A 26,560-nucleotide genomic window follows, 5' to 3' on the forward strand; every position below is an offset into this window, starting at 1 on the left:
CACCGGTCAGATCGACGGGTGGGTGAGGTCCGGCCGGCAGGGTGCGCCGGCTCGGCCGTATCACGTACGGCTGATGCAGAGAACGGTGAGAGAGGGCGGCCGCAGTCTCGGCCCACCGGGAAGCGCGGCGCTGAGTGGCTGCGGGCGCGGCAGGAGCGACAACGACACTTTGCTCGGGCGGAGTCGGCCCAGCAGCAGCACGGTGGCTAGGAGAGCCAGCACACACGTCATCGCGAGCATGTCTGAGTGGCCTGAACCGCAGTCCGCGCACGGCTCGCCCGTCGCGGTGCTGCCGGAGTGGTGGTCCTCAGGGGTGGCACTGGCGGTGGCGACGGTGGTTTGGTGGCCGGTGTCGGCGGCGGTGTGGGTGTTGAGGGAGTGCATGGCCAACAGGCCGACGATGACCGCGGCGGTCACTGCGATGAGCAGCAGAAGGGTGCGCGCCATCGACCGTCCGGCGTGGAGCCGTTCCGTCAGTGCGATCAGCGACATGTCACTCCCTCCTTCCACGGTACGACACTCCTGTCAGTGGTCGGTAACCGCGTCCGGGCTGAGGTTGAGGCGCCGCAGCAGTTGAGCGTTGAGGGCCACGACGATGGTGGACAGCGACATCAGGATCGCGCCGACAGACATGGGCAGGACGAACCCGATGGGAGCGAGTACCCCGGCGGCCAGCGGGACGGAGATGAGGTTGTACCCGGCGGCCCACCACAGGTTCTGCTTCATCTTGCGGTAGCTGGCTCGGGACAGTTCGATCACCGACAGCACGGAGCGGGGGTCGTCGCTGGCGAGGATGACACCGGCGGACGCGATCGCCACATCGGTGCCGGCGCCGATAGCGGTGCCGACGTCGGCTTGCGCGAGGGCCGGTGCGTCGTTGACCCCGTCACCGACCATGGCGACCTTGCGGCCTTCGCTTTGAAGCTCCTTCACCTTGGACGCCTTGTCTTCGGGGCGGACCCCGGCGAAGAACCGGTCGATACCGAGGTCGGCGGCGACCGATGCGGCGACGGCTTCGGCGTCTCCGGTGATCATGACCACCTGCACGCCCCGCTGATGCAGGGCGTCGACGGCGTTGCGGGACTCGGGACGGATCTCGTCCGCCAAGCGCAGCGCCCCCGCGACCTGCCCGTCGACGAGCACGTGCAGGATGATCGCGCCCTCCTTGCGCCACTCGTCCGCGACCGGCAGTTCGGCTGCGTCTTCCTGGTCGAGCATGTGGGGGCCGCCGACCTGGATGGTGCGGCCGGTCACCCGCGCACGGACACCGACGGCCGGTGAGGACTCGAAGTCGCTGGCGGTGGGGACGGTGAGCTGCTTCTCCTGCGCGGCGTTCACGATCGCCCGAGCCAGGGGGTGTTCCGAGTCCGCTTCGGCGGCCGCGGCCCACGCCAGAAGCTCGTCTCCGTCGATGCCGGCGGCCGGGGCGACCGAGGTGACGGCGGGTGTGCCCTTGGTGAGGGTGCCGGTCTTGTCGAACAGGACCGTGTCGACGGTGCGCATGCTCTCCAGCGCGAGGCGGTCCTTGATCAGCACGCCGCCGCGGGCGGCGCGCTCAGTGGCGATGGACACCACCAGCGGGATGGCCAGACCCAAGGCGTGCGGGCAGGCGATGACGAGCACGGTGATGGTGCGGATGACCGCTTGATCGGGGAACCCGACCAGGGTCCAGACTGCGGCGGTGACAGCGGCCGCCCCGAGAGCGAACCAGAACAACCACCCCGCGGCACGGTCCGCGAGGCGTTGCGCGCGGGATGAGGAGTTCTGCGCTTCGGTGACGAGCTTCTGGATGCCGGCGAGAGCGGTGTCCTGTCCGACCGCGGTGATTTCCACCCTGACCCCGGAGTCGGTGGCGACGGTGCCGGCGATGACCTGGTCTCCGTCGCTGCGGCGAACCGGGCGGGATTCGCCGGTGATCATGGACTCGTCCATGCTGGCCGAGCCCTGCACGATCCGGCCATCTGCGGGTACCCGTCCACCGGGGCGGACAACGACGACGTCTCCGACCTGCAGCTCGGCGGGGGCGACGGTGACGGTGGTGTCCCCCTCGACTTTCTCGGCCTCGTCGGGCAGGAGCGCGGCGAGGGAGTCCAGGGCGGAGGTGGTCTGGGCGAGGGATCGCATCTCGATCCAGTGCCCGAGGAGCATGATGACGATCAGCAGCGCCAGCTCCCACCAGAAGTCCAGCTCGTGGTGCAGTAGCCCGATGCTTGCACCCCATGAGGCGAGGAACGCGACGGTGATCGCGAGGGCGATGAGGAGCATCATGCCGGGTTTGCGGGCGCGCAGCTCGCTGACGGCGCCGGTAAGGAACGGGGCGCCGCCCCACACGTACATGACGGTGCCGAGGATTGGGGACACCCATCCGACCCACGCCGCGTCCGGCAGCGGGTATCCGATCAGCATCGAGAACATCGTGGAGAACCCCACGACGGGCACCGCGAGGATCAGCATGATCCAGAACAGCCGTCGGAACCGGGCAACGTGGTCTCCGTGTCCGGCGTGCCCGCCGTGGTCGGCATGACCGTGCCCGGAATGACCCGCGGCGGGCGCCCGGTCGTCTTCGCTGCGCGGGTGACTCATCACTGCGTGATCGTGTTGGGTGGCAGTCGCCGGGGCGTGGTGGTCTGGGTGATCGGAGTGGTTGTGGTGGTCGTGCTGGCTCATTGAAGCCTCCTTCGCTGGGTGCGCCGGTGCGGCGGCACGGGTCAGGCCGGTTGGGGCACGGGAACGGGGGTCGTAGGGGCGGGTGCCGGGTGGGGTCGGAACCGGCGCAGCCGGAGGCTGTTGGTCACGACGAACACCGACGACAACGCCATCGCCGCTGCGGCGACGAGAGGATTGAGCAGGCCGGCCATCGCAATCGGGATAGCGGCGACGTTGTACGCGAACGCCCAGAACAGGTTGCCCTTGATGGTGCCGAGGGTGCGGCGGGAGAGGCGGATTGCGTCAGCGACGACGGTGAGGTCGCCGGAGACGATGGTGATGTCGCTGGCGGCAATCGCGGCGTCCGTGCCTCCGCCCATGGCCAGGCCGAGGTCGGCGGCGGCGAGGGCGGCGGCGTCGTTGACGCCGTCACCGACCATCGCGACCACGTGCCCGTCGTCCTGAAGCTGGCGGATCACATCAAGCTTTCCAGCAGGAGTGACTTCGGCGTGCACGTCGGGGATGCCGACCTCCGCGGCGATTCGTGCGGCGGTGGTGGTGTTGTCGCCGGTGAGCAGCACCGGGCGCAAGCCGAGCGCCTGGAAGCGGGCGATCGCGGCGGCGCTGGTCGGCTTCACGGTGTCGGCCACCCCGATCGCGCCGAGGTACTCCCCATCGCGACCGACCGCGATCGCGGTACCGGTTCGCGCGAGAGCATTCAGCTCGGCGGCGGCTTCGGCCGGCGGGTGGATGCCCCACTGCTCGGCCAGCCAGGACGCCCGGCCCGCAACGACGGCAGACCCGTCCACGATCCCTTGGACGCCGAACCCGGCGTGCGACACGAAGCTGTCCGCGTACGCGACCGCCGGGGCGGCAGTAGCGACGGCACGGGCGACCGGGTGCTCGGATCCTGCCTCGACCGCCGCCGCAACGCGCAACAGCTCGTCCCGGGTGACACCTGCGACGGGGCGGACGCTTGTGACGGTCATCTGACCGGTGGTGACTGTGCCGGTCTTGTCGAGCACGATGGTGTCGACTGTGCGGGTCTGCTCCAGCACTTGCGGTCCGCGGATCAGGATGCCCAGCTGGGAGCCGCGGCCGGTCCCGACCAGCAGCGCGGTGGGGGTGGCGAGACCGAGGGCGCAGGGGCACGCGATGATCAGGGTGGCGACCGCCGCGGTGAAGGCTAGCTCGAGCGAGGCTCCAGCGATTGTCCAGCCGAGGAACGCGGCCACGGCTAGTCCGATGACGATGGGAACGAAGACGGCAGAGACGCGGTCAGCGATGCGCTGCACCTTGGCTTTGCCGGTCTGGGCTTCCTCCATCAGCCGGCGCATGCGGGCAAGCTCGGTGTCCGCCCCGATCCGGGTGATTTCGACGATGAGGCGACCACCGACGTTCACCGTGGCGCCGACCACGCGGGACCCGGCGGTCACTTCGACGGGCACCGATTCTCCGGTGAGCATGCTGGCGTCGATCGCGGAGGAACCATCGATCACCAGCCCGTCAGAGGGAACCTTCTCCCCCGGCCTGACAAGGACGGTGTCTCCGACAGCGAGCTGCGCGACCGGCACCGTCCGTTCGACACCGTCGACGAGCTTTGTGGCGTGCTTCGCGCCCATCTCCAGCAGTGCCCGCAGCGCCTCCGACGATGATTTCTTCGCGCGCGCTTCGGCGTACCGGCCCGCCAGGATGAAGACGGTGACCAGCGCCGCGACTTCCAGATAGATCTCGTGACCGCCGGCCTGCGGCGCGCCCACGAGGGTGAAAGTCATCGTCATTCCGGGCATACCCGCGCCGCCGAAGAACAGGGCGTACAGGGACCACCCGAACGCGGCAATCACGCCGACGCTGATGAGGGTGTCCATGGTCGCCGCGCCGTAACGGGCGTTCACGGCCGCAGCCCGGTGAAAGGGCCACGCCCCCCACACTGCCACCGGGGCGGTGAGCGTGAGGGCCAGCCACTGCCAGTACTCGAACTGCAACGCCGGGACCATCGACAGCACCGCCACCGGCAACGACAGTGCAGTACTGATCAGCAAGCGCCGCCGCAGCGTCCCAACCTCGCCGTCCTCACCGTCCGGGGTGTTCTCATCGATGTCATCGCTCGTCGGCGGTGCGGGAAGGGCTGCCTGGTATCCGGCGGATGCGACGGCGGCGATCAGGGTGGCAGGGTCGACGTCGCGCCCGCGAACACGCGCCTTCTCGGTGGCGTAATTCACCGACGCTTCCACACCGGGAAGCTTGTTCAGCTTGCGTTCGATCCGGGTCGCGCACGACGCGCACGTCATCCCGGAGATATCGAGCTCGACGTCGACCGTGCTCATGCGGGGCTACCTGCCAGGGTGTAGCCGGCCTCCTCGACCGCGGCTTTCACGGCGTCAGAGTCGATCGGCGCGGCGCTGTGAATGGTGACGCGGGACGTACCGCCGGCGTTCAGGTCAACTGTGACGTTCTCCACACCGTCGATCGCGGTCAGCTCCTCAGTGACGCTCGACACGCAGTGCGAGCACGTCATCCCGTCTACCAGGACGTCTTTCGTGACGGCGGCGGAGGTCGACGCGGGAGCGTCCGTCGCTGCGGATGTGGTGCAGCAAGCGCAGCCGGCGTTGGTGTCTTTCAGAACGAGGTCAATGCGGTCAGTCATGATGTGCTCCTTCAAGGGGATTCGGTGTGATCAAGAACGGACGAGTCGGGCGATGGCGTCGTTGGCCTCACGGATCTTCTCCGCAGCTACCTGGCCGCCTTCGGCGCTCGCTTCCGCGACGCAGTGGCTCAGGTGGTCGCCCAGCAGGGACAGCGCCACTGTTTCCAGGGCCTTCGTCGCGGCAGACACCTGCGTGAGGATGTCGATGCAGTACTTGTCTTCGTCGATCATTCGGGCGATCCCACGCACCTGACCCTCGACCCGACGCAGTCGCTTCTGCAGGTCGTCTTTGTTGCCGTCGTATCCGTTCACAGATATACCATACCCCCCTAGGGTATTGATAGCAACAGGACGGGGTAATCACCTCGCACCCGGCGTACAGCGTTCTGTTTATTCAGCGCTCTCTGTATTTCGGTGTCATGTCCACCCCGACCGCTACCGCACCGTGACGCACACCGCGGCGCTCGCCCCGCCTCGGCCACGCACTCTCTGACCCGACGCGCGCGGGCGTCCTCCTGGCGCTGCGCGAAGCACCCGCCTACCCCTCCGACCTGGCCGACGCCCTTGCCGTCTCTCGTCAGGTCATGTCGAACCAGCTCGCGTGCTTGCGCGGCTGTGGCTTCGTCGAGGCCTGCGTCCGATGGTCGACGGACCTGGTATCGACTCGCGGACTCACACCTCGCCCCTGCCTTGGACGAGCTGCTGCGCGTTGTCCTCTACGTCGAGCCCGGCTGCTGCGCCGGAGAGAGCTGCACCTGCGCATGACCACCACCGCTCCCCGCCTCGCTGACAACCGCCGACAGGTCCTGCAACGCCGAATCCGGTGGATTGTCACGGCGACGATCGCCTACAACCTGATCGAGGCCGTCGTCGCGATCACCGCCGGCACGGTCGCATCCTCGGCCGCGCTTATCGGGTTCGGCCTGGACTCGACGATCGAGGTTCTGTCGGCAGCCGCGGTCGCCTGGCAGTTCACCCGTCGCGACCCCGAGCGGTGGGAAAAGGGCACGCTCCGCGTCATAGCGGTCGCGTTTTCGCCTTCGCCGCGTACGTCACCGTCGCGTCCGTGCTCACTCTCATCGACCAAGTGGACGTCAAGCACTCCACTCTCGGTATCGTCATCACCGCCCTCAGCGTCGTCATCATGCCGTTCCTCTCGCTCGCGGAGCGTCGCGCCGGTCGCGAGCTGGGATCGGCCACGGCCCGACACGCCATATCGCCGGCGCGGTCGTCGGACGGGAAGAGGTCTATAGCCGCGACAACGATCACGGGTGAGCTAGGACAGCCTTGTCAATTGCGTTCGGCGGAACAATCGCTCGGCGTCGTCGAGTAGCTCAGAGCGGCGACAATCATGACGTCTAGACGCGCAGCTGCCTAAATTGCCCTGCATGACGGTTGTGTCAGAGCCCGAATGCTCCCCCGCTGATCAGGATGAAGATGCCAAGCCCGATAAGAACGAGAGGGAACAAGATGTGCTCCCAACGTTCCAGGATCTCCGCGATCGGACGTCGCGTGGCAATGAACTTGGCCACGACCACCAGCACTGCAACGAACACGAGGAACACAACGCAGTATGCGACGACGGCAGCGGGCCCCACGCTGAGGAAGACGGGAACGTAGACGCCGATGTTGTCCCCACCGTTAGCGAAGGTGACTCCAGCCACGGCCCAGACAGCGACCTTCTTGCCTTCGATCTTGCTCTCATCGTCATCGTCATCGTCGTCGTGTCGGCGGTGCCAGGCTTGCCAAGCCGCCCACAGCCCTAGACCTAGCGGAATGAGCCCGAAGTAGGGAACCACCTCTAGAGGCAGAAACGCCCCAGCGCCGAGGGATACGAGCACGGCGGCGCCGAGAATACCTGCGAATCCCACATACTGACCAACGAGGATCCGAACTGTAGTTCCCCGTTGCCCGGCGCCGCGGGCGAAGAACAGAGAGAGCACGATGATGTCGTCGATGTTCGTCGCGAGGAACAGCCCGATCGCCTGCAGAACGGAGGAGAAGATCATGCTCGGGTCTTTCCCTGACGGAGGTATAGCAGGAGGCCGAATCCGACGCCGATGCCGATGATGACGTCGGCGAGGTTACCGATGAACAGGTTGCCGTAGGCGAGAAAGTCTGTGACATGACCCACTCCGAATCCGGGTGGAGCAAACAGCCGATCTAGGAGGTTACCGACCGCGCCGCCCCAGATTAGCCCGATCACGACGGCCCACCCCGCGGTGCGGGCGCGTGTGGCGGCAAGGAGCAGACCCACGGATGCTGCGGCCGCGATGAGGGTGATCAGCCAGGTTGAGCCGGATCCGAGGGACATGACGGTGCCGGGGTTGAACGCGAGTTGTAGGCCGAGCAAGTCTCCGAGGAGCGGGATGCGGGCTTGTTCGCTGAGCCGTGCGAGGGCGAGTGCTTTGGTGCCTTGGTCGATCAGCACGGCACTGGCGGCAACGGCGAACGCGAGCAGAAACAGTCGGGGTCGCACGCGCGCACCAATTGGGCCGGCGGCACTCAATACGGCACCCGCCCTCCCGGGCGCACGGCTGTCAGCGGGCCCGGTCATGGTGCGTGCGCCGCGCCGCGCGGAGGCCGTTGAGGATGACGATGACTTCCGCGATTTCGTGGACGAGCACCACGGCCGCAAGTCCGAGGATTCCGGTGATCGCCAGCGGTAGGAGGACAGCGATGATCGCGATGGACAGTATGACGTTCTGGTTGATGATATTGCGGCCGCGGCGGGCATGGGCGAGGGCCTGCGGAATGAGGCGCAGGTCGTGGCCGGTGAATGCGACGTCGGCGGACTCGATGGCGGCATCGGCGCCCTTGGCTCCCATCGCGATCCCTAGGTCGGCGGCTGCGAGAGCGGGGGCGTCGTTGATACCGTCCCCGATCATGGCGGTGGGCTGCGACTTCGACAGTTCCGCGACAGCGGTGGCCTTATCCTCGGGGCGTAGTTCGGCACGTACGTCGCTGATGCCGGCCTGTGCGGCGAGGGCGGCGGCGGTGCGGGCGTTGTCGCCGGTGAGCATCGTCACGCCGATCCCACGCCGGTTCAGTGTGTCAATGACTTCGGGAACCTCGGGGCGCAGCTCGTCCCGCACTCCGATCGCTCCGGCGGGCTGGTCGTTGCGGTGGACGATCACAACGGTCATGCCCTCGGACTCCATCGCCTGCACCTCGTCGGCCAGCGTGCCAGCGTCCAGCCAGCGTGGACTCCCTACCGCGAGACGAGCACCGTCGAGGGTGCCGACGATGCCGTGGCCCGCGGTCTCGCGGACGTCGGTAGCAGCCGGAGCGCCGGGAACCGCGTTGTTGGTGATCGCTGCGGCGAGGGGATGTGTGCTGTGACCTTCCAGGCTCGCTGCCCATGCCAGCACGTCATCCTTGGTCGCGCCGGTGGTGACGACACGGGTCACGGTGGGCTCATTGCGAGTCAGGGTGCCGGTCTTGTCGACGGCGAGGTGGCGGATGCCACCGAATCGCTCGAAAGCGGCCCCGGACTTTACGACCACGCCGAACTTGGAGGCTGCGCCGATCGCAGAGACGACGGTGACCGGGACGGCGATCGCCAGAGCACATGGCGAGGCTGCGACCAGCACGACCAGGGCGCGGGTGATCCACAGCTCGGGGTCGCCGCTCAGCAGCGACCCGAGCGCGCCGACCAGCACGGCGAGGATCATCACCCCGGGCACGAGGGGTCGGGCGATCCGGTCGGCCAGGCGGGCGCGGTCGCCCTTCTCGGCCTGGGCCTGCTCGACCAGCTCCACGATCGTGGTGAGCGAGTTGTCGGTGCCGGCGGCGGTGGCCTCGACTTCGAGGACGCCGGTGGTGTTGATCGACCCGGCCGACACGTCGGTGCCGGGCTCGACCTCGACCGGGATCGACTCGCCTGTGATCGCCGACGTGTCCAGGCTGCTCCGCCCGGCGCGCACGATGCCGTCCGTGGCAATCCGCTCGCCCGGCCGGACCACGAGCACGTCACCGACGCGCAGTTCCTTCGCCTCCACCTCGACCGTGGCGTCGCCGCGCTGGACCCGTGCGGTGTCGGGCACCAGCTTCAACAGTGCCCGCAATCCTGCGCGGGCGCGGTCCATCGCCTTGTCTTCCAACGCCTCCGCGATGGAGTACAAGAACGCCAGCGCGGCGGCCTCCTCGACATAGCCGAGGATCACGGCGCCAGTGGCGCTGATTGTCATCAGCAGGCCGATGCCTAGCTTGCCCTTGGTGAACAGCTTACGCAGCGCGCCCGGCACAAACGTGTACGCGCCCAGCAGCAGACCGATCCAGAACGACACCAGGCCCGCGGTCTCCGCGCCGGTCCACTCGCAGACCAGGCCGGCGGCGAACGCGACGCCGGAGGCGATCGGAATCAGAACGCTCGGGCTCCGGTACCACGGCCGGTCATCGTCATCATCGTCGTCGTCGAGGTCGACGTGCTCGACTTGCGAACCCGTGACCGCGCTCATGCCCGAACCTTCCCCGCCACGCAACCCTCGACCCCGCAGTCCGGGTCCATGCACGGCACGCTCTCGTCGACCGCTAGCGTCACATCCACCAGCGCCGTCAGGGCGCGGGCAAGGTGCGGGTCTGCGACCTCGTAGCGGGTCTGCCGGCCCTCTGGCTCGGCAACCACGATCCCGCACCCCCGCAGACACGTCAGATGGTTCGACACGTTTGAGCGGGTCAGTCCCAGCTCGCGAGACAACACCGCCGGGTAGTTCGGTCCGTCTAGGAGAGTCAGAAGGATGCGAGAGCGGGTCGGGTCAGCCATGGCGCGCCCCAGCCGGTTCATCACGTCGAGTCGATCAGCATGAGTCAGCATTCGATGAATAATACACTGCACAATGAACTAATCAAGCTGGACAATCGGGCAGGCGATCGTCGACTGTTGAAGCAGCATCGGATCCGCCTTACTGGAGCCGGTCGGCTGAATGGCTGGGTATGGTCAGCTAAGGCCGGAGTATGCGTGAAGTCCTTTGAAGAACATGTTGACGACGGTGAAATTGAACAGCACAGTGGCGAACCCGGTGATGCACAGCCAGGCGGAGCGGGTGCCGCGCCAGCCTCTCGTTGCGCGGGCGTGAATGTACCCCGCGTACAGCACCCAGATCACAAAAGTCCACACTTCCTTGGTGTCGAACCCCCAATAGCGTCCCCAGGAGTCGTTGGCCCAGATGGCGCCGGCGATCAGCGTGAAGGTCCAAAACACAAACCCAACGATCACGAATCGGTACGCGAGGGACTCGAGCGCGTCTGCGGTGGGCAGCGTCGCCAGGAACCGCGGGCCGCCATTTCGAGCTGAGGTGGTGTCGGCCCGCCGTTCCCGGCGGGTTTGCATGAGCTGGGTGACTGCGAGGCCGCAGGCGATCGCGAACAGGGCAGTGGCGAGCGAGGCGACGAAGACGTGGATGACCAGCCAGATGCTCTTGAGCGGGTCCATCAGCGGGACGACCTCAACGTAGAACGCAATGGTCGCCCCACCCAGCAGCAATACGATCATGCCGATGAGGAACGCTCCCAGGAAGCGGAGGTCGTAACGGCGCAGAACCAGCAGGTATACGGCGACGATTAGGAGGGCACGCGTCAGCGCGAACTCGTACATGTTCGCCCACGGCACCCGCCCAGCAGCGATCCCGCGCAGAACTGTGCCGGCCAGGTGGAACAGGAACGCGAGGACCGTCAGTGACGTCCCGATCCGCGCCCACGCCCGTCGCGGCCGCCGAATCATGACCGCGAACATCGTGCTCGCCCTCGCGATCATCGTCGTCCTCTTCCCACTCGCGCTCTTCGGTGCGCTCGGGCTGGCCGGCGTGGTCCTCGTGCACGAGATCGCAGAGGTGTTTGTGATTCTCAACGGCGTGCGTGCCGCGCAACGCCCTGCCGCTCTGCGCGCCCGCGCCGCAACGCCCGAACCCGCCCGCGTCTGACCCCCCCCTCGGCGACAACCACGTCACCGATCTGGAGCCTCCATGAGGACGAACACGACAATGAGCACGAGCACCACAACCACTGAGCCGTGAAGACACCTGCGCCGCGGTCCCGGCCCAGCAAGGTCGTTCCGAGGACATGTGCCGGCTGTCGACAAAGCCGAGTGGACCAAAGCCCCGGCTCAAAGAAGAGTAGCTAGAACGTCCAGACGGACCTGCGCGACGGCAGCGATAGTCATATACGCCACGATGGTGATCAGTGTTAACCATGGCCAGAGTCGCTGTCCGAGCCGTGCCGTTCGAGCACCGAAGATGCCGGTCCGGGCGTTCCTACCCGTGGTGAAAACAAATAGCGGAATGGTGATGACCCAAACGACCATGCACCACGGGCAGAGAGTGCCAAGCACATAGATGCTCTGGCCGATCAGCCAGAGCACGAATGCGAAGGCGCCTGCGACACCGATATTGAACACGGCCCAGTACCAGCGGGCGAGTTTGGGTGCGGCCCAGAGGGTTACACCAGCACAAAGCACGAGTGAGAATCCGATCAACCCCAGGAAGGGATTGGGGAAGCCAAGAACAGCACCTTGCGCGCTATCTAGGTTTGCAGAACACTGCACCAGAACGGACAGGTCGCAGCCCACGCTCGCGTTCGGGTTCTGCAGCTTCTCGAGCTTCTCTATGGAGAGCGCGAGTGAAGCGGTAAGGCCGATGACGCCGACGCTCGCCAGAAATCCAGCGAACAACGGCTCGCGTACAGGTTGTGTGGTCATTCGAAGCTCCCCGTGAACGAGCGCCGCTAAAACGCGGCTGTACTGCTACCTCTGATCATCGCGTTGAGGTAGTTGAGGTCGGGTGATGTTGCCGCTTTAGCGCCGTCACGCATGAGTGACAGAGGCTTGTTCTTCTTCCTGGATGTGATCCGTTTCGATCTGGAAGGTGGAATGCAGCACGGACACTTCGAAGTGCTCGGCGACGCACTTCTTCACGTCGAGCAGTACGTTTGCGGCATGACCGTCAGTGAAGCATTGGTCTTCGACTACCACGTGCGCGCTGATGGTGGGAAGCCCCGTCGCGACGGTCGAAGCGTGCAAGTCATGGATGTCCTTGACGTGATCGAGTTCAAGAATGTGCGCGCGGACGTCGTCCAGGTCTAGGCCGGGAGGGGTGAACTCCATCAGCACACTCGTGGTTTCCCGGAGAAGTTTGAATGCCCGGGGAACGATGAGTGCCGCAATCAGCAGCCCGGCGATCGCATCAGCTTGAAGAAAACCGGTGGTAGCGATAACGATCGCCGCCACGATGACGCCAAGCGATCCGAGAGCGTCGTTAAGAACTTCAAGGAACGCGGCTCGCATGTTGAAGTTCACGCCGCGGCTTGAAGAGAGCAGGACGATCGCGATGATGTTTGCCGTGAGACCGATGATGCCGAAAATTAGCAGCTCGGCGGCAGGGACCTCCGGTGGTTCAAACAGACGTCGAACGCCTTCGACGGCCGTATAGGTTCCGACGACCAGCAGCAGGGCTGCTTGTCCGAGCGCGGCGATGACCTCAATGCGCCGAAAGCCCCAGGTGCGTTTGGCGTTGGCCGGACGCAGCATGAGGGTCGCGGCGATGAGGGCGACCAATAGCCCGGATGCGTCAGTGATCGCATGCGCAGTGTCGGTGAGAAGCGCGAGGCTGCCGGTGACCACGGATCCGACTGCCTGGGCCGCGACAATGACCGCGGTGATACCGAAAGCGATCCACAGCTTCCTGCGGTGATCGCCGGGCTGGCCGGCTTCCGGGGCGGGGCCGTGAGTGTGTCCAGCGCCCATTACCGGAGCTCCGTTCTCTCGCTGTGTAGGTGGTGCGGTTGACGCAGGTGTGCGTGCAGTTCGGCGTGGGTCCCTGTGGCGCTCAGCAGGGTCTGAGCCGCGTTGATCAGCGCGGCCGTCGCATTCGGCTCCGTCAGGGCGTACCAGGATGACCGCCCCTCTGGGCGGACGGTGATTAGGCGACACTCGAGCAGGAAGCCCAGATGCTTGCTCACGGTGGACTGTGCCAGGCCGACGTGCTCAACCAAGTCACGCACCCGATGCTCACCGGAAGCAAGGTGCTGCAGCACGGCGAGCCGAGTGGGGTCCCCCAGCGCATCGAACAAATGCGCATACACGCTGGTAGCACCTTCGTCCAATATCACCTCGTCCATATTCATCGTCATGCGGCGATGATATCGCCTATAGGGGTCACCTGCCTCTGAATCACGGAACCGGGAAGGGTTATCGTTTCGCCACGGGACGTTCCCGCCGTCTGGAAAAAGCACAGTCCTGCGGCCGCGGTCACCTGCGCGTGCGAGCGTCGCGCTCGGCGAGCTGTTGCAAATGCGCGTTGTACTGCTGCAGTTCCGTCTCCCCCATGCGGTCCGCGTGGCGGTCGCGGCGCTTCGTCTCGCGGTCGTCGCTACGGCTCCACTGGATCGCGACCGTGATCGCGAGGATGAGGGTAGGGATCTCTCCGATCGACCAGGCGATCCCCCCGCCGGTGTACTGGTCCTCGAGCGGGCTCGCGCCCCAGGTGCGGCCCATCGCACCGAACCACTCAGCGACGATGAGTCCCGACTGCACCATGATCGCGATGCCGAAGAACGCGTGCATTGCCATGATGCCGATCAGCAGCAGCAGCCGGCCTGCATACGGCAGTCGGTACGGCACCGGGTCCACGCCTACCAGTGACAGCACGAAGAGATACCCGGTGATAAGGAAGTGCGCGATCATCCACTGATGCCCGAGGTGGTCGTAGAGCGACCAGCGGAACAGGTCGGTGTAGTAGAACACCCACAACGACCCGATGAACAGCCCCGCGGCGACGAACGGGTTGGTGAGGATCCGGGCGACTGGGGAGTGCGCAGCCCAGAGGATCCATTCGCGGCCACCGCGTGTGCCGTCGTCGCGCTTGCGAATCGCGCGGGCCGCGAGGGTGACTGGGGCCCCGGCGACCAACAGCACCGGGATCGCCATCGTGAGCAGCATGTGCCCGACCATGTGCATGCTGAACAGGTAGTCCTGGTAGACGTTGACGACGCCGCCAGTGACCCACACCAGCAGGCCCATTCCAGCGACCCACATGATCGTGCGATATGGCGGCCACGCATCGCCACGGCGGCGCAGCCGCCGCACCCCGGCGAGGTAGAAGAACACGGCGAAGCCGGCGATGACCGCCCAGAGCAGGTCGATGTTCCACGCGGTGAACCACCGGTCGACGGTGAGCTCGGAGGGCAGCGGGGCGCCAGTGAGTCGTTCCGCTGGGGACGGATTTACCGGAAGCGGTGTGGGGTTTGGTGGGGGCGTGCGTGCGAGCGCAGCCGCGGCGCCGCTGGCCATGCCCATCACCGCCACCTCGAACACGATGAGCGTCCAGAAGGACCGGCTGCCACGGTCAGAGTCACGCATCGTTCCGACCAGGCGGGCGCGATACCAGACCCCGAAGAAACCGAGTGCGACCAGCGCAATCACTTTCACGGCGAGGATCACACCGTAGGGCGACATCATCGCGGTCCACTCCCGCAGGCCGATCGCGGCGCGCACGGTGCCGGACACAGCCACGAGCACGAACGCGGCCAGCGCGATGCTCGAATAGCGGGCCACGACATCGGCGAGGCGGACCCGTGTGAGCACAGGACGAACCATGACGAGCAGCAGCAACCCTCCGAGCCACACCGCGGCGCCGATGACGTGCAGGATGAGCGCTGTCATTGCCTCATGGTGGAACGCATCGTCGCCGGAGTGCCCCTGCGTGCCCATCGGCACCAGAGCGGCGACCGCGAAAACGGTTACGAGGAGGGTGCCCGGCCAGGACCGCACCGCGAACGTCAACACGGTCAGCGAGGCGCCGGCGACCGTAGTGATGAGCCAGGTGCGGCCCACCTCGGTCTCAACGAGGAACCGGCCGATCTGCGCGCCGAACACCGGTCCGGCGTCCAGCGCGGGGTTGAACACATTGACGAAGGTGAGGAACCCCGTCGCTCCGGAGGCCACGGTGAACACGGCGGCAGCGATCGAGGCAGTGTCTAGGGCGACGTCGATCTCCCGCTCCCCGGCCCGCAGAGTGAACAGGGCCGTCACGAGCACACCGACCATGCCTGCCGCGGCGAGGTTCACAATTAGTTTCGCGACCGGCAGGCCCCACCGCACGACGGGGCCAGCGTCGCCCAGCTGAAGCCCTGCCGCGCCCCCGCCGAACGCCAACCCCGCAATTAGTGCGACCAGCGCGGTCACGGCCAGGACCGTGGGGCCCGCAGCGCGGAGGGCGCGCGGACTCAACCCGAGGACGATCACGTCCTGGTCGGTGGTACGGGTGGCTGTCGGGGTCACGGCGGGCTTTCGGCTCTTGCGGGGTGGACGGGGGTCAGCTCAGGCCGGAGTAGGCGTGGAGTCCCTTGAAGAACATGTTGACGATGGTGAAGTTGAACAGCACCGTGACGAACCCGATTATGGACAGCCAGGCCGAACGGGTGCCGCGCCAGCCCCGGGTCGCGCGAGCGTGGATATACCCGGCGTAGAGCACCCAGATCACAAAGGTCCACACCTCCTTGGTGTCGAACCCCCAATAGCGTCCCCAGGAATCGTTTGCCCAGATCGCGCCGGCGATCAGCGTGAAGGTCCAGAACACGAATCCGACGATCACGAACCGATACGCGAGGGACTCAAGTACCTCCGCAGTGGGCAGAGTCGCCAGGAACCGGGGGCCGGCCGCACGTGCGTCCTCTCGGGACGCCACAGTGGTGCGGCGCTCCCGGCGGGCCTGCAGCAACTGGGTGACGGCGAGGCCGCAGGCAATCGCGAACAGCGCGGTGGCCAGCGACGCGACGAACACGTGGATGACCAGCCAGACACTCTTGAGCGGATCCGTCAACGGGACGACCTCGACGTAGAACGTGATCGTCGCCCCGCCCAGCAGCAGCACCACCATGCCGATCAGGAATGCGCCCAAGAAGCGGAGGTCATAGCGGCGCAGGACGACGAGATAAACGGCGACGATCAGGACCGTGCCGGTCAACGCGAACTCGTACATGTTCGCCCACGGCACGCGTTGTGCGGAAACTCCCCGCAGGATGGTGCCGGCCAGGTGGAACAGGAACGCGAGAACCGTCAGCACCGTCCCAATCCGCGCCCACAGCAGGCGTGACCGCTGGGACGGCGGAACCCGGATATCCCCCGGCGGGACGGGCACAGGTTCCCCCACCTCGGAGTCCGCGGCCACGCCGACCAGCGCAGGCGCTCTGGCGGGGACGGAGCGTTGGGCGAGGTCGATGGTGTATGCGATGAACGCGAGCAGGTAGGTGGCGATCGCCGTCCACACCAGCAGCAGCGAGATACCGTCGAGGGAGAGCGGGTCGGGTCCGGTCATGGCGGGGGTTTCCTCTTCATCATCAGGGGCGGTCCGGTCGTGTGGAGGGTCAGCCTGCGTTCACTTGCAACTAGACCAGCAAGTCCACGGCGGTGCCGTCGATGTACACCTCGAAGGGCTGATTGCAGCCGAGCGCATTGCCGGTGTTGCTTGGCTGCCGATCAGGCCGCCCCGGTCTATGTCGCATCCCGATCTCCGATCGCTCGGGCGGCCTGTGGGCCGCGTCGCTGCTTCGGCCGCCGGTCGCTGTGGTCCGCCGTGCCACGCAGACGGCCCCGGTGTAGGAGGCCAAGCGCGCCCAGAGCGACAATTACCGAGACAGGGAGCGTCCCGGTGACCCACGGGCCCACCACGACGGCCGGGGTGAGCCCGCTGCGCAGCGGAACGGTGGTGACCCGGTTGGCGGCGATGTCCACGCCGATGCTGTCGATGGTGGCGCCGTCTGGTGCGATGACCTGACTGGTGCCGACTGTGGAGACATTGACCACGGTGCGGCCGGTCTCGATAGCCCGCATCCGCGCGAAGGCGAGCTGCTGAATGTTCTCGTCGGTGCCGCGGAAGTCGGCGTTGTTGGTCTGGAACACATACAGCTGCGCGCCGGCGCGGGCGCTGTCCCAAATCACGGTGTCGTAGATCACGTCGAAGCAGATCGCCAGCCCCACCCCGACGTTCCCGACCTTCATCAAGGGCGGGTTAGTGCCGGGGGTGTATTCGCGTTGGATGAGGCCGACAAGGTCGGGGGCAAGGAGCTCGTAGAACCACCGGTCGGGCACGTACTCGCCGAACGGGACCGGGTTGACCTTGTCGTGCCATTGCCGGTCCGCGGGATCCGCGGACCACAGCAGCGAGGTGTTGAACACGTCCGCGCCTCGTGTGGTGGCGGCGTTCACGAGCAGCGGCGCACCCGCGTCTCGCACCAGCCGGTCCAGCACCGCGGCGGTGGCGGAAGCTGTGAGGGGATCGGAGTCGACGGAGCCCTCGGGCCACACAATGAGGTCCATCGGCTGCCCCATCAGCGGCTCGGTGGTGGTGGTCTGCGCGGCGAGCATGTCGCCGGGGAGGCGGTCGTCGAAGTAGCCGGCGGGGCCGTTACCCTGCACCCATCCGACGGTGAACGTGCCGGCATCCGTAGTGGGGAACTGCGGAACCGCGACGAGGAGCAGCACACCAGCCGCGGTCGAGAAGGCACCGCGCGGAAAGCGAATGCCGCCTGCGCGGAGCCACTGCAGGAGCGCGGCACAAACGGCCGCGAGGAAGAAGGATAGCCCGGTGACACCAGTCCATGACGCAAGTTGCGGCAGGGGCCCCTCGACTTGGGTCATGCCCAGCCGCGCCCAAGGGAATCCCGAGTACGGCCATGCCCCCATCCCGACCTCGCGAGTCGCCCAGAGCCCGGCGACCAGCAGCGGAATCCCGACCAGCTGCCCTGGCCCTCGGGCGCGGAACCGCGCGGTCCACCGGTAGGCGAGGGTGATCGGGATAGCCCCGAGTCCGAACAGCACCGCTTCCAGGCCTGCCAGCGCAATCCATGGCACCGGGCCAAGGAACTCGCCCACCCAGACCAGGTGGGTGAAGTAGAACACGACTCCGAACATCGTGCCCACCAGCAGCGCGCCGCCGATGCTGCGGCCCATCAGGGTGGCAAGGGCGAGGACGACGCTGACGAAAGCGAGCGGCCACCACCCCAGCGGCGGCGACGCGAGATCCAACGCAAGCCCGGCGGCCGCGGCGACCGGCGTCGCCGCCCACAACGGCAGCAGCGGCCTCGAGTTGGGGTTGTCCATCGACGGACGTGCCGGGGCGGCGACAGTGAGGAGGGGCGTGGTGGGGGACATCCGTCAGGTGTCTTTCTGGCGGAGGGTGGCGAGGTAGGTGTTGTAGGCGTCCAACTCGGGGTCGCCGTGGGTGTCGGCGTACCGGGCGGCGGCGGCGTCTCGGGCAGTGTCGTCGCGGAACCACCGGTGCATGACGAACATCAGCATCAGTAGGGTGGGGGCCTCGCCGTAGGACCAGGCGAGCCCGCCCGCGACCCGCTGGTCTTCGATCGGGTCAATCCCCAGCGCCAGCGTAGGCGCGGCGAAGTGGTCCACGAGCAGGCTGGTGGCCATCATCAGGAACACGCCGAAGAACGCGTGTAGCGCGGCTTCGGCGAACACGTCGAGAGCGCGGCCGCCGTGGCTGAGCCGGACCGGCAGCGGGTCGGCGGAGAGCACCGGGATGGTGAACAGGATCCCCGCTACCACGAACGCGATCTCGAGGGTGATGTGCCCTTGGGGGGTGGCGAGGATGCGGTCGGCGAAGTCGGCGAGGTAGAGCCCGTAGAACGCAAGCAGATACAGCGGCAGCGCTACCCAGGGGCTCAGTGCCCACCGCGCGGCCCGGCTGCGCAGGCCGGCGTGGGCTGCGCGGAGGACGAACCGGCCGGCGCCGTGGTGCGGAGCGGCGCGCAGCAGCAGGGTGCCGGGGGAACCGAGTACGAGCAGCGGCGGGATCGCCATCATCAGGGAGAGTTGCTGGAACATGAACACCGACAGCAGCGCATACCCGTACGCTTCGACTCCGAGCCCGGTGACCGCCGCCAGGAGGAGGCACCCCAGCAGGAAACTGACGGTGCGCCACACGGGCCAGCGACGCCCCCGCGTCCACAGCCGGATCGCGCCGATCAGGTACCCGGCGGCCAGGAGCGCGGCGAGAGTGGGTAGGACCGGGAACGGCAGCGGCACGGGTGTCAGGAACCCGAGCAGGGTCGGCGGAGTGTCAGGAATCCACTCGTTCACCGCTCCCCCTCCGCGGTCTCGACCGCGTAGGCGGTCGCGTGCTGCGCGGCGAAGTCGGTGACGGCTCGGGAGAGGGCAGGATCCTCACCGCGGGCAAGTCCGGCGTACTCGACCTGCACACCCTCCGTGCTGAGCCGGGCCTTCACCCAGAGCCGGCGGCGCGGCACGAAAAGGCCGGCGAACAGCCCGAGGGTGGCGAGGATCGAGAACGCGAGCACCCAGCCGCTGCTGGGGTCGCGCTGGATCTGCAGCGACGCGAACCGCTTCACCGGATCGGTGTCGCCTGCGATCTCCCACGTGACCGTTCCCCATCCATTCGGCAGGTCCACCGTGTCGCCGAGGGTCAGTTCCAGGGAGTCGAGGCCGGTGTCGCCGCCGGTGTGCTGGGTGAGCCCGTTGACATCGAGCGTGTACACCGACCGGGGTGTGCCGTCGTCGATGCCGAGGTCCCCGCTGAACACGTTGAAGGTGATCACTGGGTTAATGACGTCGGGGTAGATCGAGGTGAACGCCCCGGAGGGCAGCACCCCTTGGGTGGGGTAGAAGAACCCGACCAGGCCGAGCTGCTCGGGCAGCCCGTCCGGGATCTTGATGATCCCCAGCGAGGTCATGTTGGAGTCCTGCGGCAGAAACGGTTGCGACTCGCTGAACACCACCTCCCCCGCCGCGTCACGGACGGTGAGGGTGGGGGCATACCCGTTGCCGAGCAGATAGATGCGGTCGCCTTGGACGGTGATCGGATAATTCACCACCACGCTCTGCGCCTGGTCGTCTTGTCCGGGCTGGCGGATCGTGACATCGGCGGCGAAGTCGCCGGCCTGCCCCGCGCCGGGGGTGCCGGGCAGTCGGTAGGAGACCTGGAAGTCATCGAGCGTGAGCGAGTAGGGAGCAAGGCCCGTGCCGTCGATGAATCGGCCGGGGTTGAATGAGGAGTAGTCGCTGAGCGCGTTGACGAACGTGGTGCCCTCCACCACGACCCGCTGCCCGGTGTATGCGAACGACCCGCCGACCGCGACGGAGACGAGCACACCGACCAGGGCGACGTGGAAGAGCAGGTTGCCGGTCTCGCGGAGGTAGCCGCGTTCGGCCGACACCGACACCCAGCCGCGGCCGTCGTACCGCTGCACCCGGTAGCCGGCCCGGCGCAGCTGCCGCTGAGCCACCCCGATCGCCTGTTCGACAGGGTCGGAAGCCTGGCCAGCGGGAAGGGTCGCCTCCTGGTAGTCGGAGAGGCGGGACAGGCGGGCGGGGGTACGCGGGGGCTGGGAGCGGAGCGCCTTGTAGTGGTGGCGGGCGCGGGGGATGACGCAGCCGATGAGGGAGGTGAACAGCAGGAGGTAGATCGCGGAGAACCACGGCGACAGGTACACGTCGAACAGGCCGACCGCGTCCGCGAGGGCGAAGACGTCAGGGTTGTCGCGTTCCCACTGGATTACACCGTTGGGGTCGGCGCTGCGCTGCGGGAACAGCGAGCCAGGGACGGCGGCGATCGCGAGGAACAGCAGCAGGACGATGGCGGTGCGCATGCTGGTCAGTTGCCGCCACGCCCACCGCAGCCACCCCGCCAGACCGAGCGCGGGCTGGATGATCTTGGGGCCGTCGGAGTCCGCGTGGTCTCCGGGACGAAGCGGGTCGATCGGGTTCTCCCTGGTGGTGTCAGAGCGGGAGGGGGACATTGATCACCACCTGTTGCAGGGCGGACATCAGCGCCGTCCATAACCCGGTCACCATGAGGAGTCCGAGGAGGACGAGCAGGCTGCCGCCGATGATGTTCAGGGCGCGGATGTGGCGGCGGAGAAACCCGACCGTGCGGGACGCCCACCCCCAGCCGAGGGCGAGCAGCAGGAACGGGATGCCTAATCCGAGCGAGTACGCCAGGCCGAGCAGCCCGGCGCGGGCGGGGTCGCCGAGGTTCCACGACATCGACAGGATCGCCGCAAGCGTGGGGCCGATGCAGGGGGTCCAGCCGACGCCGAGCGCGAACCCGAGCAGGGGCGCGCCGATCAGGCCGGCGCGACCCCGGATGCGGGGGCGGAGGGTGCGCTGGGAGATACCGAAGAACCCGATGAACACCAACCCGAGCAGGATGATCACGATCCCGAAGATGCGAGTGAGGATGTTCGCGTACTGCAGCAGCAGAAACCCGAACGTGCCGCCGAGGATCGTGACGGTGACGAACACCACCGTGAACCCGCCGATGAACAACGCCACCCCCACCAGCAGCCGCCTCCGCTCCCCCGCCGTGGTGCTCGCTCCAGCGGCCGACGTCGATGTGGGGCTGTGGGCGCTGGCGGCGCCGCCAAGGTAGCCAAGGTAGCCGGGAACCAGCGGTAGCACGCACGGGGAGACGAACGAGACCAGCCCGGCGAGCACGGCGAGAGGGAGCGCCACCCATAGCGCGCCGTCCACGACCACCGAACCGGGGTTCATGAGGACTCCGCCAGGGCGTCGTCAACGAGAGTGGACAGGATGGACGCGCTGGCCAGCTGCCCGATGACCCGTGCCGCAACCCGCCCGTCCCGGTCGAGCACGAGGGTGGTGGGGGTGGCTTGGATGGGGGTGACCTGCGCGAACGCAAGCTTGACGCGCCCGTCGTTGACGTCGATCACACTCGGGTAGGTGACGTTGTTGTCCCGCGCGAACGACAGGGCGGTGGCGGGCTGGTCGTAGGTGTTCACGCCCAGGAACGCGACGCCCTGATCCTGGTACTCCTGCCACACTTCCTCGAGCAGGGGCGCCTCGACGATGCATGGTCCGCACGCGGCGTACCAGAAGTTCACCACCAGCACCCCGCCCCGGTAGTCGTCGCTGGACACCGTCTCCCCGGTCTCGGTGACGCCCTCGAACACCACCGGCTCACCCCGGTCGGCGGTCGGGATCTCGACGACCTGGAAGTCGCCGGCGATGTAGCCCTTCTCGTTCCCGTCCCGGTACTGCTCGGCCAGGGTGTCGTTGCTGGTGCAGCCGGTGAGCGCGATGGCTGTCAGCAGCAGCGCAGCGATGAACGGCGTGGGGCGTCTCATGCGCGTTTGACCTTGATCATCGCCCCGGCGACCAGGAACACGATCGCGGCGACCGGTTGCGCGGCGGTCCAGACCGGCCCGTTGAACGGGAACGGGAATACCGGGTTCCACAGCACCGCGATCGACGCGAATACCGGCGCCCACCACCACTGCCGCGCCTGGATCGCGAACCAGCCGACAATGACGGCGAGGATCGCTGCCACGAACAGCGGCACCAGGTACCAGTCACCGCCCTGCAGCAGCGGTGCGAGGAATAGCACCGCTGCTGCGAGCAGGCTTGGTGCGAGAGCGTTGCGCTGGTACAGGGACGGCATCCGCTTGTTGTCGGTCACAGCCCACCCACCGAGGAGTTCGAGCCCAGGTGCGCGCTGGCGTCGCTACGGGTGGTGGCGCGGTGGCTGCCCCAGACCCCGATTGCCAGGATCAGCACTCCGATTCCGAGGGCGACGTCGGCGAGGTTGCCGATGAACCAATTCCCATAGGCGAGGAAGTCGGTCACGTATCCGCGTCCGAAGCCCGGTGGGGCGAGCAGCCGGTCGATCACGTTCCCGAGTGCGCCGCCCAGGATGAACCCGATGCCGGCGGCCCACCATTCGGTGCGGGCTCGCAGCGCAGCGATGAACAGCACCACGGTCGCGGCCACGCCGAGCAGGGTGAGCAGCCAGGTGGCTCCGGACCCTAGGCCGAGAATCGCGCCTGGGTTGAAGGCCAATTGCAGCCCCAACACGTCGCCCAACAGCGGGATGCGATCGGTCTCGCTCAGCTCGGACAGGGCCGCCGCTTTGCTGGCCTGGTCAATCAGCACCACCACGCCCGCGGTGACGCTAGCGACCGCGAACCGGCGGGCCTGGGCGGGTCTTCTGGGGGGTGCCGTGTCAGAAGCCGAAGAACTCACCGACGAATCCCTCCCGCTTGCGGCGGCTCGTGCGGCCATGCTGATCCCGCTCCCTGCCGTGCGGGCGGTAGTCGATCTCCACGCCGGATCGCTCGGTGATGAGCAGGTCGGTGGCGTCGACGGGGCATTTCATGATGTTCTCCTTCGGATGCAGGGGCTCGGCCCCGGCCCAGGTTCACGTGTCGATGGGACGGGGTGCCTGCCCCGTCTCATTTGGGTTCCCCGTTGCGGCGGCCGCCGCAGCAGCAGCAGCGCGGTCGCGGCGGCGGCGTTCCCTTCCCGCCATCAGCACGACCACCAGCGCACCTCCGAAGACGACCACGCCGCCGATCACAGCCATGACTGGCAGGAATTCCCCACCGCCGGAGGGGCCCGTGTGCACATCCGACCCGGCCGTGCCGGCGGTGGTGGCGGTCGGAGACGGTTCGGGGGTCTGCTCCGTCGTTGCCGTGGGGTTCGGTGTGCTGGTAGGGATGGTGGCGGGTTCCACCGTGTACGTGTACTGGTCGCTGATCGGGTGCCCGTCGCTGGAGACCACCCGCCACAGCACGGTGAACACGCCCGCAGAGGTCTCGGGTTCAAGCTCCTGGGTGACGGTGGTTCCGTCGACGACCGGTTCACCCTCAGCGATGTTCCGCCCGTCCGGGGAGGTCACCTCGATCACCACGGCGCTGGTCGCGGTAAGCAGCTCTCCACTGAAAGCGAGGGAGACCTCCGCCGGGGAGATGCCGACCGTCGAGCCGGATTCGGGAGTCGAGGAGATCAGATTGTCGTGCGCGGCGGCGGGGACCGCGCTGGCCAGCAGCAGTCCGCTGGCCGCGAGCAGCGCCGTCAGACCGGCGATAACGGGAGAAGCGGTTCTGCGAGACCAGGGTGTGGGTGTTCTCTTCATGGACGGTGCTCCTTCAGGGGCGGTGGATGATGTGGTGAGCAATTGTGGTGGCGTCCCGCCAGACACCGGCGATGGTGTCGGCGCCGCGGCCGCCGTACTGCGGCATGCCCGCGACGAACAGTCCCGGCATCCCGGTCAGGGTGCGCCTGGATGTGTCCTTGCGCGCCGCATCCGGGAGCCACCCGTCGCCGGGCAGGTAGCCGGTGGCGAGGATCACCGAACCGGGCTGGGCCTGGCTGCTATCTGAGAAGCTCACCGTCGTCCCGGCCGCGGAGGTGACCGCCGGGCGAAGGGTCACCCCGTCGCGGCGCAGCTGCTCGTAGCTATCGCCGAATACCGGCTCGGCGCGCCGCTCACGCGACAGCCATGACACGCTCTCCCCCGCCGCTGCCGTGTACCCGGCAGTCGGCCGGAGACGGCGGGGTGTCCGGACTGCAAGCGTCACCCTGTGCGACGCGGAGAACTCCCGGGCCAGCTGCACCCCGCTGTTGCCGCCGCCGACGATCAGCACATCACTCGTGGGAATCTGCCGCGGGTACAGATAGTCGCTGCTGTGCAACACGACACCGGGAACGGTCAGTCCTGACGCCCACTTCGGCACCCGCGGATGCGCAGCGGCGCCGGTCGCGCACACCACGTTGCGGGTCTGCACCTCCCCCGCCGTGGTGGTCAGCAGCAACGTGGACCCGTTGCCGCGATGCTCCACGCCGACCGCACGGATGCCCCAGACCGTCTCTACGCGAAGCCCCGCCTCGACGAACGTGAGGTAGTCGATCATCTCGTCGACCCGGGGATGCCGCCGCTGATCCCCCGGCAATCGCCGCGTCGGCAAGCTGCTGTGCCGGGCATCGCTGAGCAGCATCATCGAATGCCACCGGGACGCCCACGACCGCTGACCTTCCGGCGCAGCGTCAATTACCACGAACTCGTGTTGCGGTCGCAGCCCTTTCGCGCTTAACGCGGCGGCCACGGCAAGACCGGCCTGCCCGGCGCCGACGATGATCACTCGCCGGTGCGACAACCCCGCGGGCATCAGGATTCGCCGTTCACCGCGGCCTGGATCGCGGCTTCCAGGTCACCCCACTCCTGCAGCTCCTGCAACTCGCCGTCGACGAAGAAAGTTGGCGTGCTGCCCACCCCGAGCGCGCGGCCCTCGTTGAAGTCCAGCTCCACTCGCTCTGCCGTGGCCGGGTCTGCGACCGCGGCATCATACGCTGCCATATCCAGCCCGAGTTCTTCGGCGAAGCTGCGGAACAGATCAGCGCGGGACTCTTGTGCCTCGCCCCACTCCGCCTGCGTCTCGAAAAGCCGGTGATACATGTCCTCGAAACGGTCCTGACCTGCAGCGGCCTCTGCCGCGATCGCCGCGTTCTTCGAGTTGAAGTGCCCGGGCAGCGGGAAGTAGCGGACCACGTATGTGATTTCCCCCGCGTACTGTCCCCTCAGGTCTTCGACGATCGGGTAGAACGCGCCACACGCCTCGCACTCGAAGTCGAGAAATTCCACCACGGTCACCGCCTCCGGGCCGCCGTCGTCGAGGACGTGGGAGCTCTCCCGGACCACTGACAGGGTCCCCGGGCCGGCGCCTCCCTCCGGCGGTGCGGCCGGACTCCGGTTGACGAGGGCATAGATGATTGCGGCTAGCACCAGCAGGGCGGCGACCGCGACGGCGATCAACGTCGCTTTGACAGGGGTTTTCATCGGGTACTCCGAACACTTCACACGGCACAGGACAGAACCCGGGCACAGCCCGGGACGAGCGCCGCCCAGACAGGCGGCGTGCCGGATTTCAGGTTCGGGAAAGACCCAACTGAGGAAGAGACAGAGCGCTCACACGCGGGCGAGCAGGAGAAGCAAGAAGCGACAAAGCGTGAAGCGGCTGCCACTCAGGCACAGAAGGAGGACGGGAGCGCCACATCAACCTCGCCAGCACCAAAAAGACGAGGCCACACAGTACGCCCAGAACACACAGAGCGACTCCTGCCAGCGCGTCAGGTTGGAGCGTTACCTCGGCAATCACCGAGACCTCCGAGTCCGGCGCGGCGGGGTCGATGTGCGGATCCACCAAAGCACTGATCACTAGGGGAACCGGCGCGGTTCCTTTACCTTCAAGATGGCTAGCCGCCGCGATCCCCATCATCAGAAGCAATGCCAAACCGACACTGGTAATGAAACGCATTATCAGCAGACGCTCACTCAGCATCACGGATCGCGGAGTCCGGGCCGAGGAGACCATCTCTTACAGCTTACCCGCGCGCGTGAATGTCAGTTGCGGTGTATGCGCCGGAAGCGGCGCGTGCGAACGACGGCGGCGGAGGCGGTTGGAGACGTTGGTGCGGGAGAGCTCCAGATCGCGGACAAGATCCGGGGC

Annotated in this window: 27 protein-coding genes and 3 pseudogenes; 3 read left to right on the plus strand and 27 right to left on the minus strand. The window is 67.2% G+C overall.

Features of this window, described 5'->3' with window-relative positions; all coding sequences use genetic code 11:
* Nucleotides 1-60: 60 nt before the first annotated feature.
* Genes VC184_RS15025 through VC184_RS15045 form a run of 5 tightly spaced genes read right to left on the minus strand, consistent with a single transcriptional unit; the run spans nucleotide 61 to nucleotide 5,605 of the window.
* Complete coding sequence (locus VC184_RS15025) at nucleotides 61-492, minus strand: DUF6153 family protein (RefSeq protein WP_114587685.1); 432 nt, start codon at nucleotides 490-492, stop codon at nucleotides 61-63.
* Nucleotides 493-525: 33 nt separating this feature from the next.
* Nucleotides 526-2,667 carry a heavy metal translocating P-type ATPase gene (locus VC184_RS15030; protein WP_407667118.1) on the minus strand — a complete coding sequence of 714 codons (2,142 nt, stop codon included), beginning with the start codon at nucleotides 2,665-2,667 and terminating at the stop codon, nucleotides 526-528.
* 41 nt (nucleotides 2,668-2,708) lie between these two features.
* The gene (locus VC184_RS15035) at nucleotides 2,709-4,973 is read right to left on the minus strand and encodes a heavy metal translocating P-type ATPase (RefSeq protein WP_114587686.1); all 2,265 of its coding nucleotides are present in this window, start codon (nucleotides 4,971-4,973) and stop codon (nucleotides 2,709-2,711) included.
* On the minus strand, nucleotides 4,970-5,293 hold the full coding sequence (locus VC184_RS15040) for a heavy-metal-associated domain-containing protein (RefSeq protein ID WP_114587687.1): 324 nt from the start codon (nucleotides 5,291-5,293) through the stop codon (nucleotides 4,970-4,972). The genes VC184_RS15035 and VC184_RS15040 overlap by 4 nt, the downstream gene beginning before the upstream one ends.
* A gap of 30 nt (nucleotides 5,294-5,323) precedes the next feature.
* Complete coding sequence (locus tag VC184_RS15045) at nucleotides 5,324-5,605, minus strand: metal-sensitive transcriptional regulator (protein WP_114587688.1); 282 nt, start codon at nucleotides 5,603-5,605, stop codon at nucleotides 5,324-5,326.
* Between the two features lie 133 nt (nucleotides 5,606-5,738).
* On the opposite strand from VC184_RS15045, the pseudogene VC184_RS15050 reads away from it, so the two are divergent.
* Nucleotides 5,739-6,058 (plus strand): annotated as a pseudogene (locus VC184_RS15050) (ArsR/SmtB family transcription factor).
* Nucleotides 6,055-6,497, plus strand: a pseudogene (locus VC184_RS15055) (cobalt transporter); the annotation flags it as partial. The pseudogenes VC184_RS15050 and VC184_RS15055, both read left to right, overlap by 4 nt.
* Before the next feature lie 196 nt (nucleotides 6,498-6,693).
* Here the strand turns inward: VC184_RS15055 and VC184_RS15060 are convergent.
* The 5 genes from VC184_RS15060 to ccsB (VC184_RS15080) all read right to left on the minus strand — a co-directional run bounded on the left by VC184_RS15060 (nucleotide 6,694) and on the right by ccsB (VC184_RS15080) (nucleotide 11,027).
* Nucleotides 6,694-7,302: a cadmium resistance transporter gene (locus VC184_RS15060; protein WP_114587689.1), complete on the minus strand. Its 609-nt coding sequence runs from the start codon at nucleotides 7,300-7,302 to the stop codon at nucleotides 6,694-6,696.
* Nucleotides 7,299-7,772 carry a signal peptidase II gene (locus VC184_RS15065; protein ID WP_228176924.1) on the minus strand — a complete coding sequence of 158 codons (474 nt, stop codon included), beginning with the start codon at nucleotides 7,770-7,772 and terminating at the stop codon, nucleotides 7,299-7,301. Before VC184_RS15065 ends, VC184_RS15060 begins: the two co-directional genes overlap by 4 nt.
* 61 nt (nucleotides 7,773-7,833) lie before the next feature.
* Entirely contained in the window at nucleotides 7,834-9,753 is a 1,920-nt protein-coding gene (locus VC184_RS15070) for a heavy metal translocating P-type ATPase (protein ID WP_114587691.1), read from the minus strand.
* On the minus strand, nucleotides 9,750-10,109 hold the full coding sequence (cmtR, locus tag VC184_RS15075; RefSeq protein ID WP_114587692.1) for a Cd(II)/Pb(II)-sensing metalloregulatory transcriptional regulator CmtR: 360 nt from the start codon (nucleotides 10,107-10,109) through the stop codon (nucleotides 9,750-9,752). The genes VC184_RS15070 and cmtR overlap by 4 nt, the downstream gene beginning before the upstream one ends.
* 123 nt (nucleotides 10,110-10,232) lie before the next feature.
* Nucleotides 10,233-11,027: a c-type cytochrome biogenesis protein CcsB gene (gene ccsB / locus VC184_RS15080; protein ID WP_323986777.1), complete on the minus strand. Its 795-nt coding sequence runs from the start codon at nucleotides 11,025-11,027 to the stop codon at nucleotides 10,233-10,235.
* Here ccsB (VC184_RS15080) and VC184_RS15085 point away from each other — a divergent pair.
* Nucleotides 10,987-11,214, plus strand: a pseudogene (locus VC184_RS15085) (heavy metal translocating P-type ATPase); the annotation flags it as partial. The gene ccsB (VC184_RS15080) and the pseudogene VC184_RS15085 overlap by 41 nt on opposite strands.
* 182 nt (nucleotides 11,215-11,396) lie before the next feature.
* Here the strand turns inward: VC184_RS15085 and VC184_RS15090 are convergent.
* From VC184_RS15090 to VC184_RS15170, 17 genes are all read right to left on the minus strand, one after another.
* Nucleotides 11,397-11,987: a vitamin K epoxide reductase family protein gene (locus VC184_RS15090; protein WP_323986778.1), complete on the minus strand. Its 591-nt coding sequence runs from the start codon at nucleotides 11,985-11,987 to the stop codon at nucleotides 11,397-11,399.
* 105 nt (nucleotides 11,988-12,092) lie between these two features.
* Nucleotides 12,093-13,031, minus strand: coding sequence for a cation diffusion facilitator family transporter (locus VC184_RS15095; protein WP_114587694.1), 939 nt, complete (start codon nucleotides 13,029-13,031; stop codon nucleotides 12,093-12,095).
* Entirely contained in the window at nucleotides 13,031-13,417 is a 387-nt protein-coding gene (locus VC184_RS15100) for an ArsR/SmtB family transcription factor (RefSeq protein WP_210006400.1), read from the minus strand. Before VC184_RS15100 ends, VC184_RS15095 begins: the two co-directional genes overlap by 1 nt.
* A gap of 118 nt (nucleotides 13,418-13,535) precedes the next feature.
* A complete protein-coding gene (locus VC184_RS15105; RefSeq protein ID WP_323987780.1) occupies nucleotides 13,536-15,515 on the minus strand; it encodes a cytochrome c oxidase assembly protein in 1,980 nt (659 codons plus the stop codon).
* Between the two features lie 85 nt (nucleotides 15,516-15,600).
* Nucleotides 15,601-16,602, minus strand: a complete 1,002-nt coding sequence (gene ccsB, locus VC184_RS15110) for a c-type cytochrome biogenesis protein CcsB (RefSeq protein WP_323986779.1) — start codon at nucleotides 16,600-16,602, stop codon at nucleotides 15,601-15,603.
* Nucleotides 16,603-16,778: 176 nt separating this feature from the next.
* Nucleotides 16,779-18,386 carry an apolipoprotein N-acyltransferase gene (gene lnt / locus VC184_RS15115; RefSeq protein WP_269268796.1) on the minus strand — a complete coding sequence of 536 codons (1,608 nt, stop codon included), beginning with the start codon at nucleotides 18,384-18,386 and terminating at the stop codon, nucleotides 16,779-16,781.
* A gap of 54 nt (nucleotides 18,387-18,440) precedes the next feature.
* A complete protein-coding gene (locus VC184_RS15120; protein WP_323986780.1) occupies nucleotides 18,441-19,379 on the minus strand; it encodes a cytochrome c oxidase assembly protein in 939 nt (312 codons plus the stop codon).
* A complete protein-coding gene (gene resB / locus VC184_RS15125; RefSeq protein WP_114587697.1) occupies nucleotides 19,376-21,055 on the minus strand; it encodes a cytochrome c biogenesis protein ResB in 1,680 nt (559 codons plus the stop codon). The genes VC184_RS15120 and resB overlap by 4 nt, the downstream gene beginning before the upstream one ends.
* A complete protein-coding gene (locus VC184_RS15130; protein ID WP_114587698.1) occupies nucleotides 21,036-21,809 on the minus strand; it encodes a cytochrome c biogenesis CcdA family protein in 774 nt (257 codons plus the stop codon). The genes resB and VC184_RS15130 overlap by 20 nt, the downstream gene beginning before the upstream one ends.
* The gene (locus VC184_RS15135) at nucleotides 21,806-22,402 is read right to left on the minus strand and encodes a TlpA family protein disulfide reductase (RefSeq protein WP_114587699.1); all 597 of its coding nucleotides are present in this window, start codon (nucleotides 22,400-22,402) and stop codon (nucleotides 21,806-21,808) included. Before VC184_RS15135 ends, VC184_RS15130 begins: the two co-directional genes overlap by 4 nt.
* Nucleotides 22,399-22,716: a DUF6804 family protein gene (locus VC184_RS15140; protein WP_114587711.1), complete on the minus strand. Its 318-nt coding sequence runs from the start codon at nucleotides 22,714-22,716 to the stop codon at nucleotides 22,399-22,401. The genes VC184_RS15135 and VC184_RS15140 overlap by 4 nt, the downstream gene beginning before the upstream one ends.
* Before the next feature lie 14 nt (nucleotides 22,717-22,730).
* A complete protein-coding gene (locus tag VC184_RS15145) occupies nucleotides 22,731-23,213 on the minus strand; it encodes a signal peptidase II (protein ID WP_274220503.1) in 483 nt (160 codons plus the stop codon).
* Between the two features lie 64 nt (nucleotides 23,214-23,277).
* Entirely contained in the window at nucleotides 23,278-23,430 is a 153-nt protein-coding gene (locus VC184_RS15150; protein WP_210006405.1) for a TFIIB-type zinc ribbon-containing protein, read from the minus strand.
* Between the two features lie 42 nt (nucleotides 23,431-23,472).
* Entirely contained in the window at nucleotides 23,473-24,189 is a 717-nt protein-coding gene (locus VC184_RS15155) for a copper resistance CopC family protein (protein ID WP_114587700.1), read from the minus strand.
* A gap of 13 nt (nucleotides 24,190-24,202) precedes the next feature.
* Complete coding sequence (locus VC184_RS15160; RefSeq protein ID WP_240309648.1) at nucleotides 24,203-25,195, minus strand: flavin-containing monooxygenase; 993 nt, start codon at nucleotides 25,193-25,195, stop codon at nucleotides 24,203-24,205.
* 26 nt (nucleotides 25,196-25,221) lie between these two features.
* Complete coding sequence (locus VC184_RS15165) at nucleotides 25,222-25,890, minus strand: DsbA family protein (RefSeq protein ID WP_114587702.1); 669 nt, start codon at nucleotides 25,888-25,890, stop codon at nucleotides 25,222-25,224.
* An 88-nt stretch (nucleotides 25,891-25,978) separates the two neighbouring features.
* On the minus strand, nucleotides 25,979-26,425 hold the full coding sequence (locus VC184_RS15170; protein ID WP_162815388.1) for a hypothetical protein: 447 nt from the start codon (nucleotides 26,423-26,425) through the stop codon (nucleotides 25,979-25,981).
* Nucleotides 26,426-26,560: the final 135 nt, after the last annotated feature.

The sequence above is a fragment of the Microbacterium plantarum genome (assembly GCF_035231185.1).
GTDB lineage: Bacteria > Actinomycetota > Actinomycetes > Actinomycetales > Microbacteriaceae > Microbacterium > Microbacterium plantarum.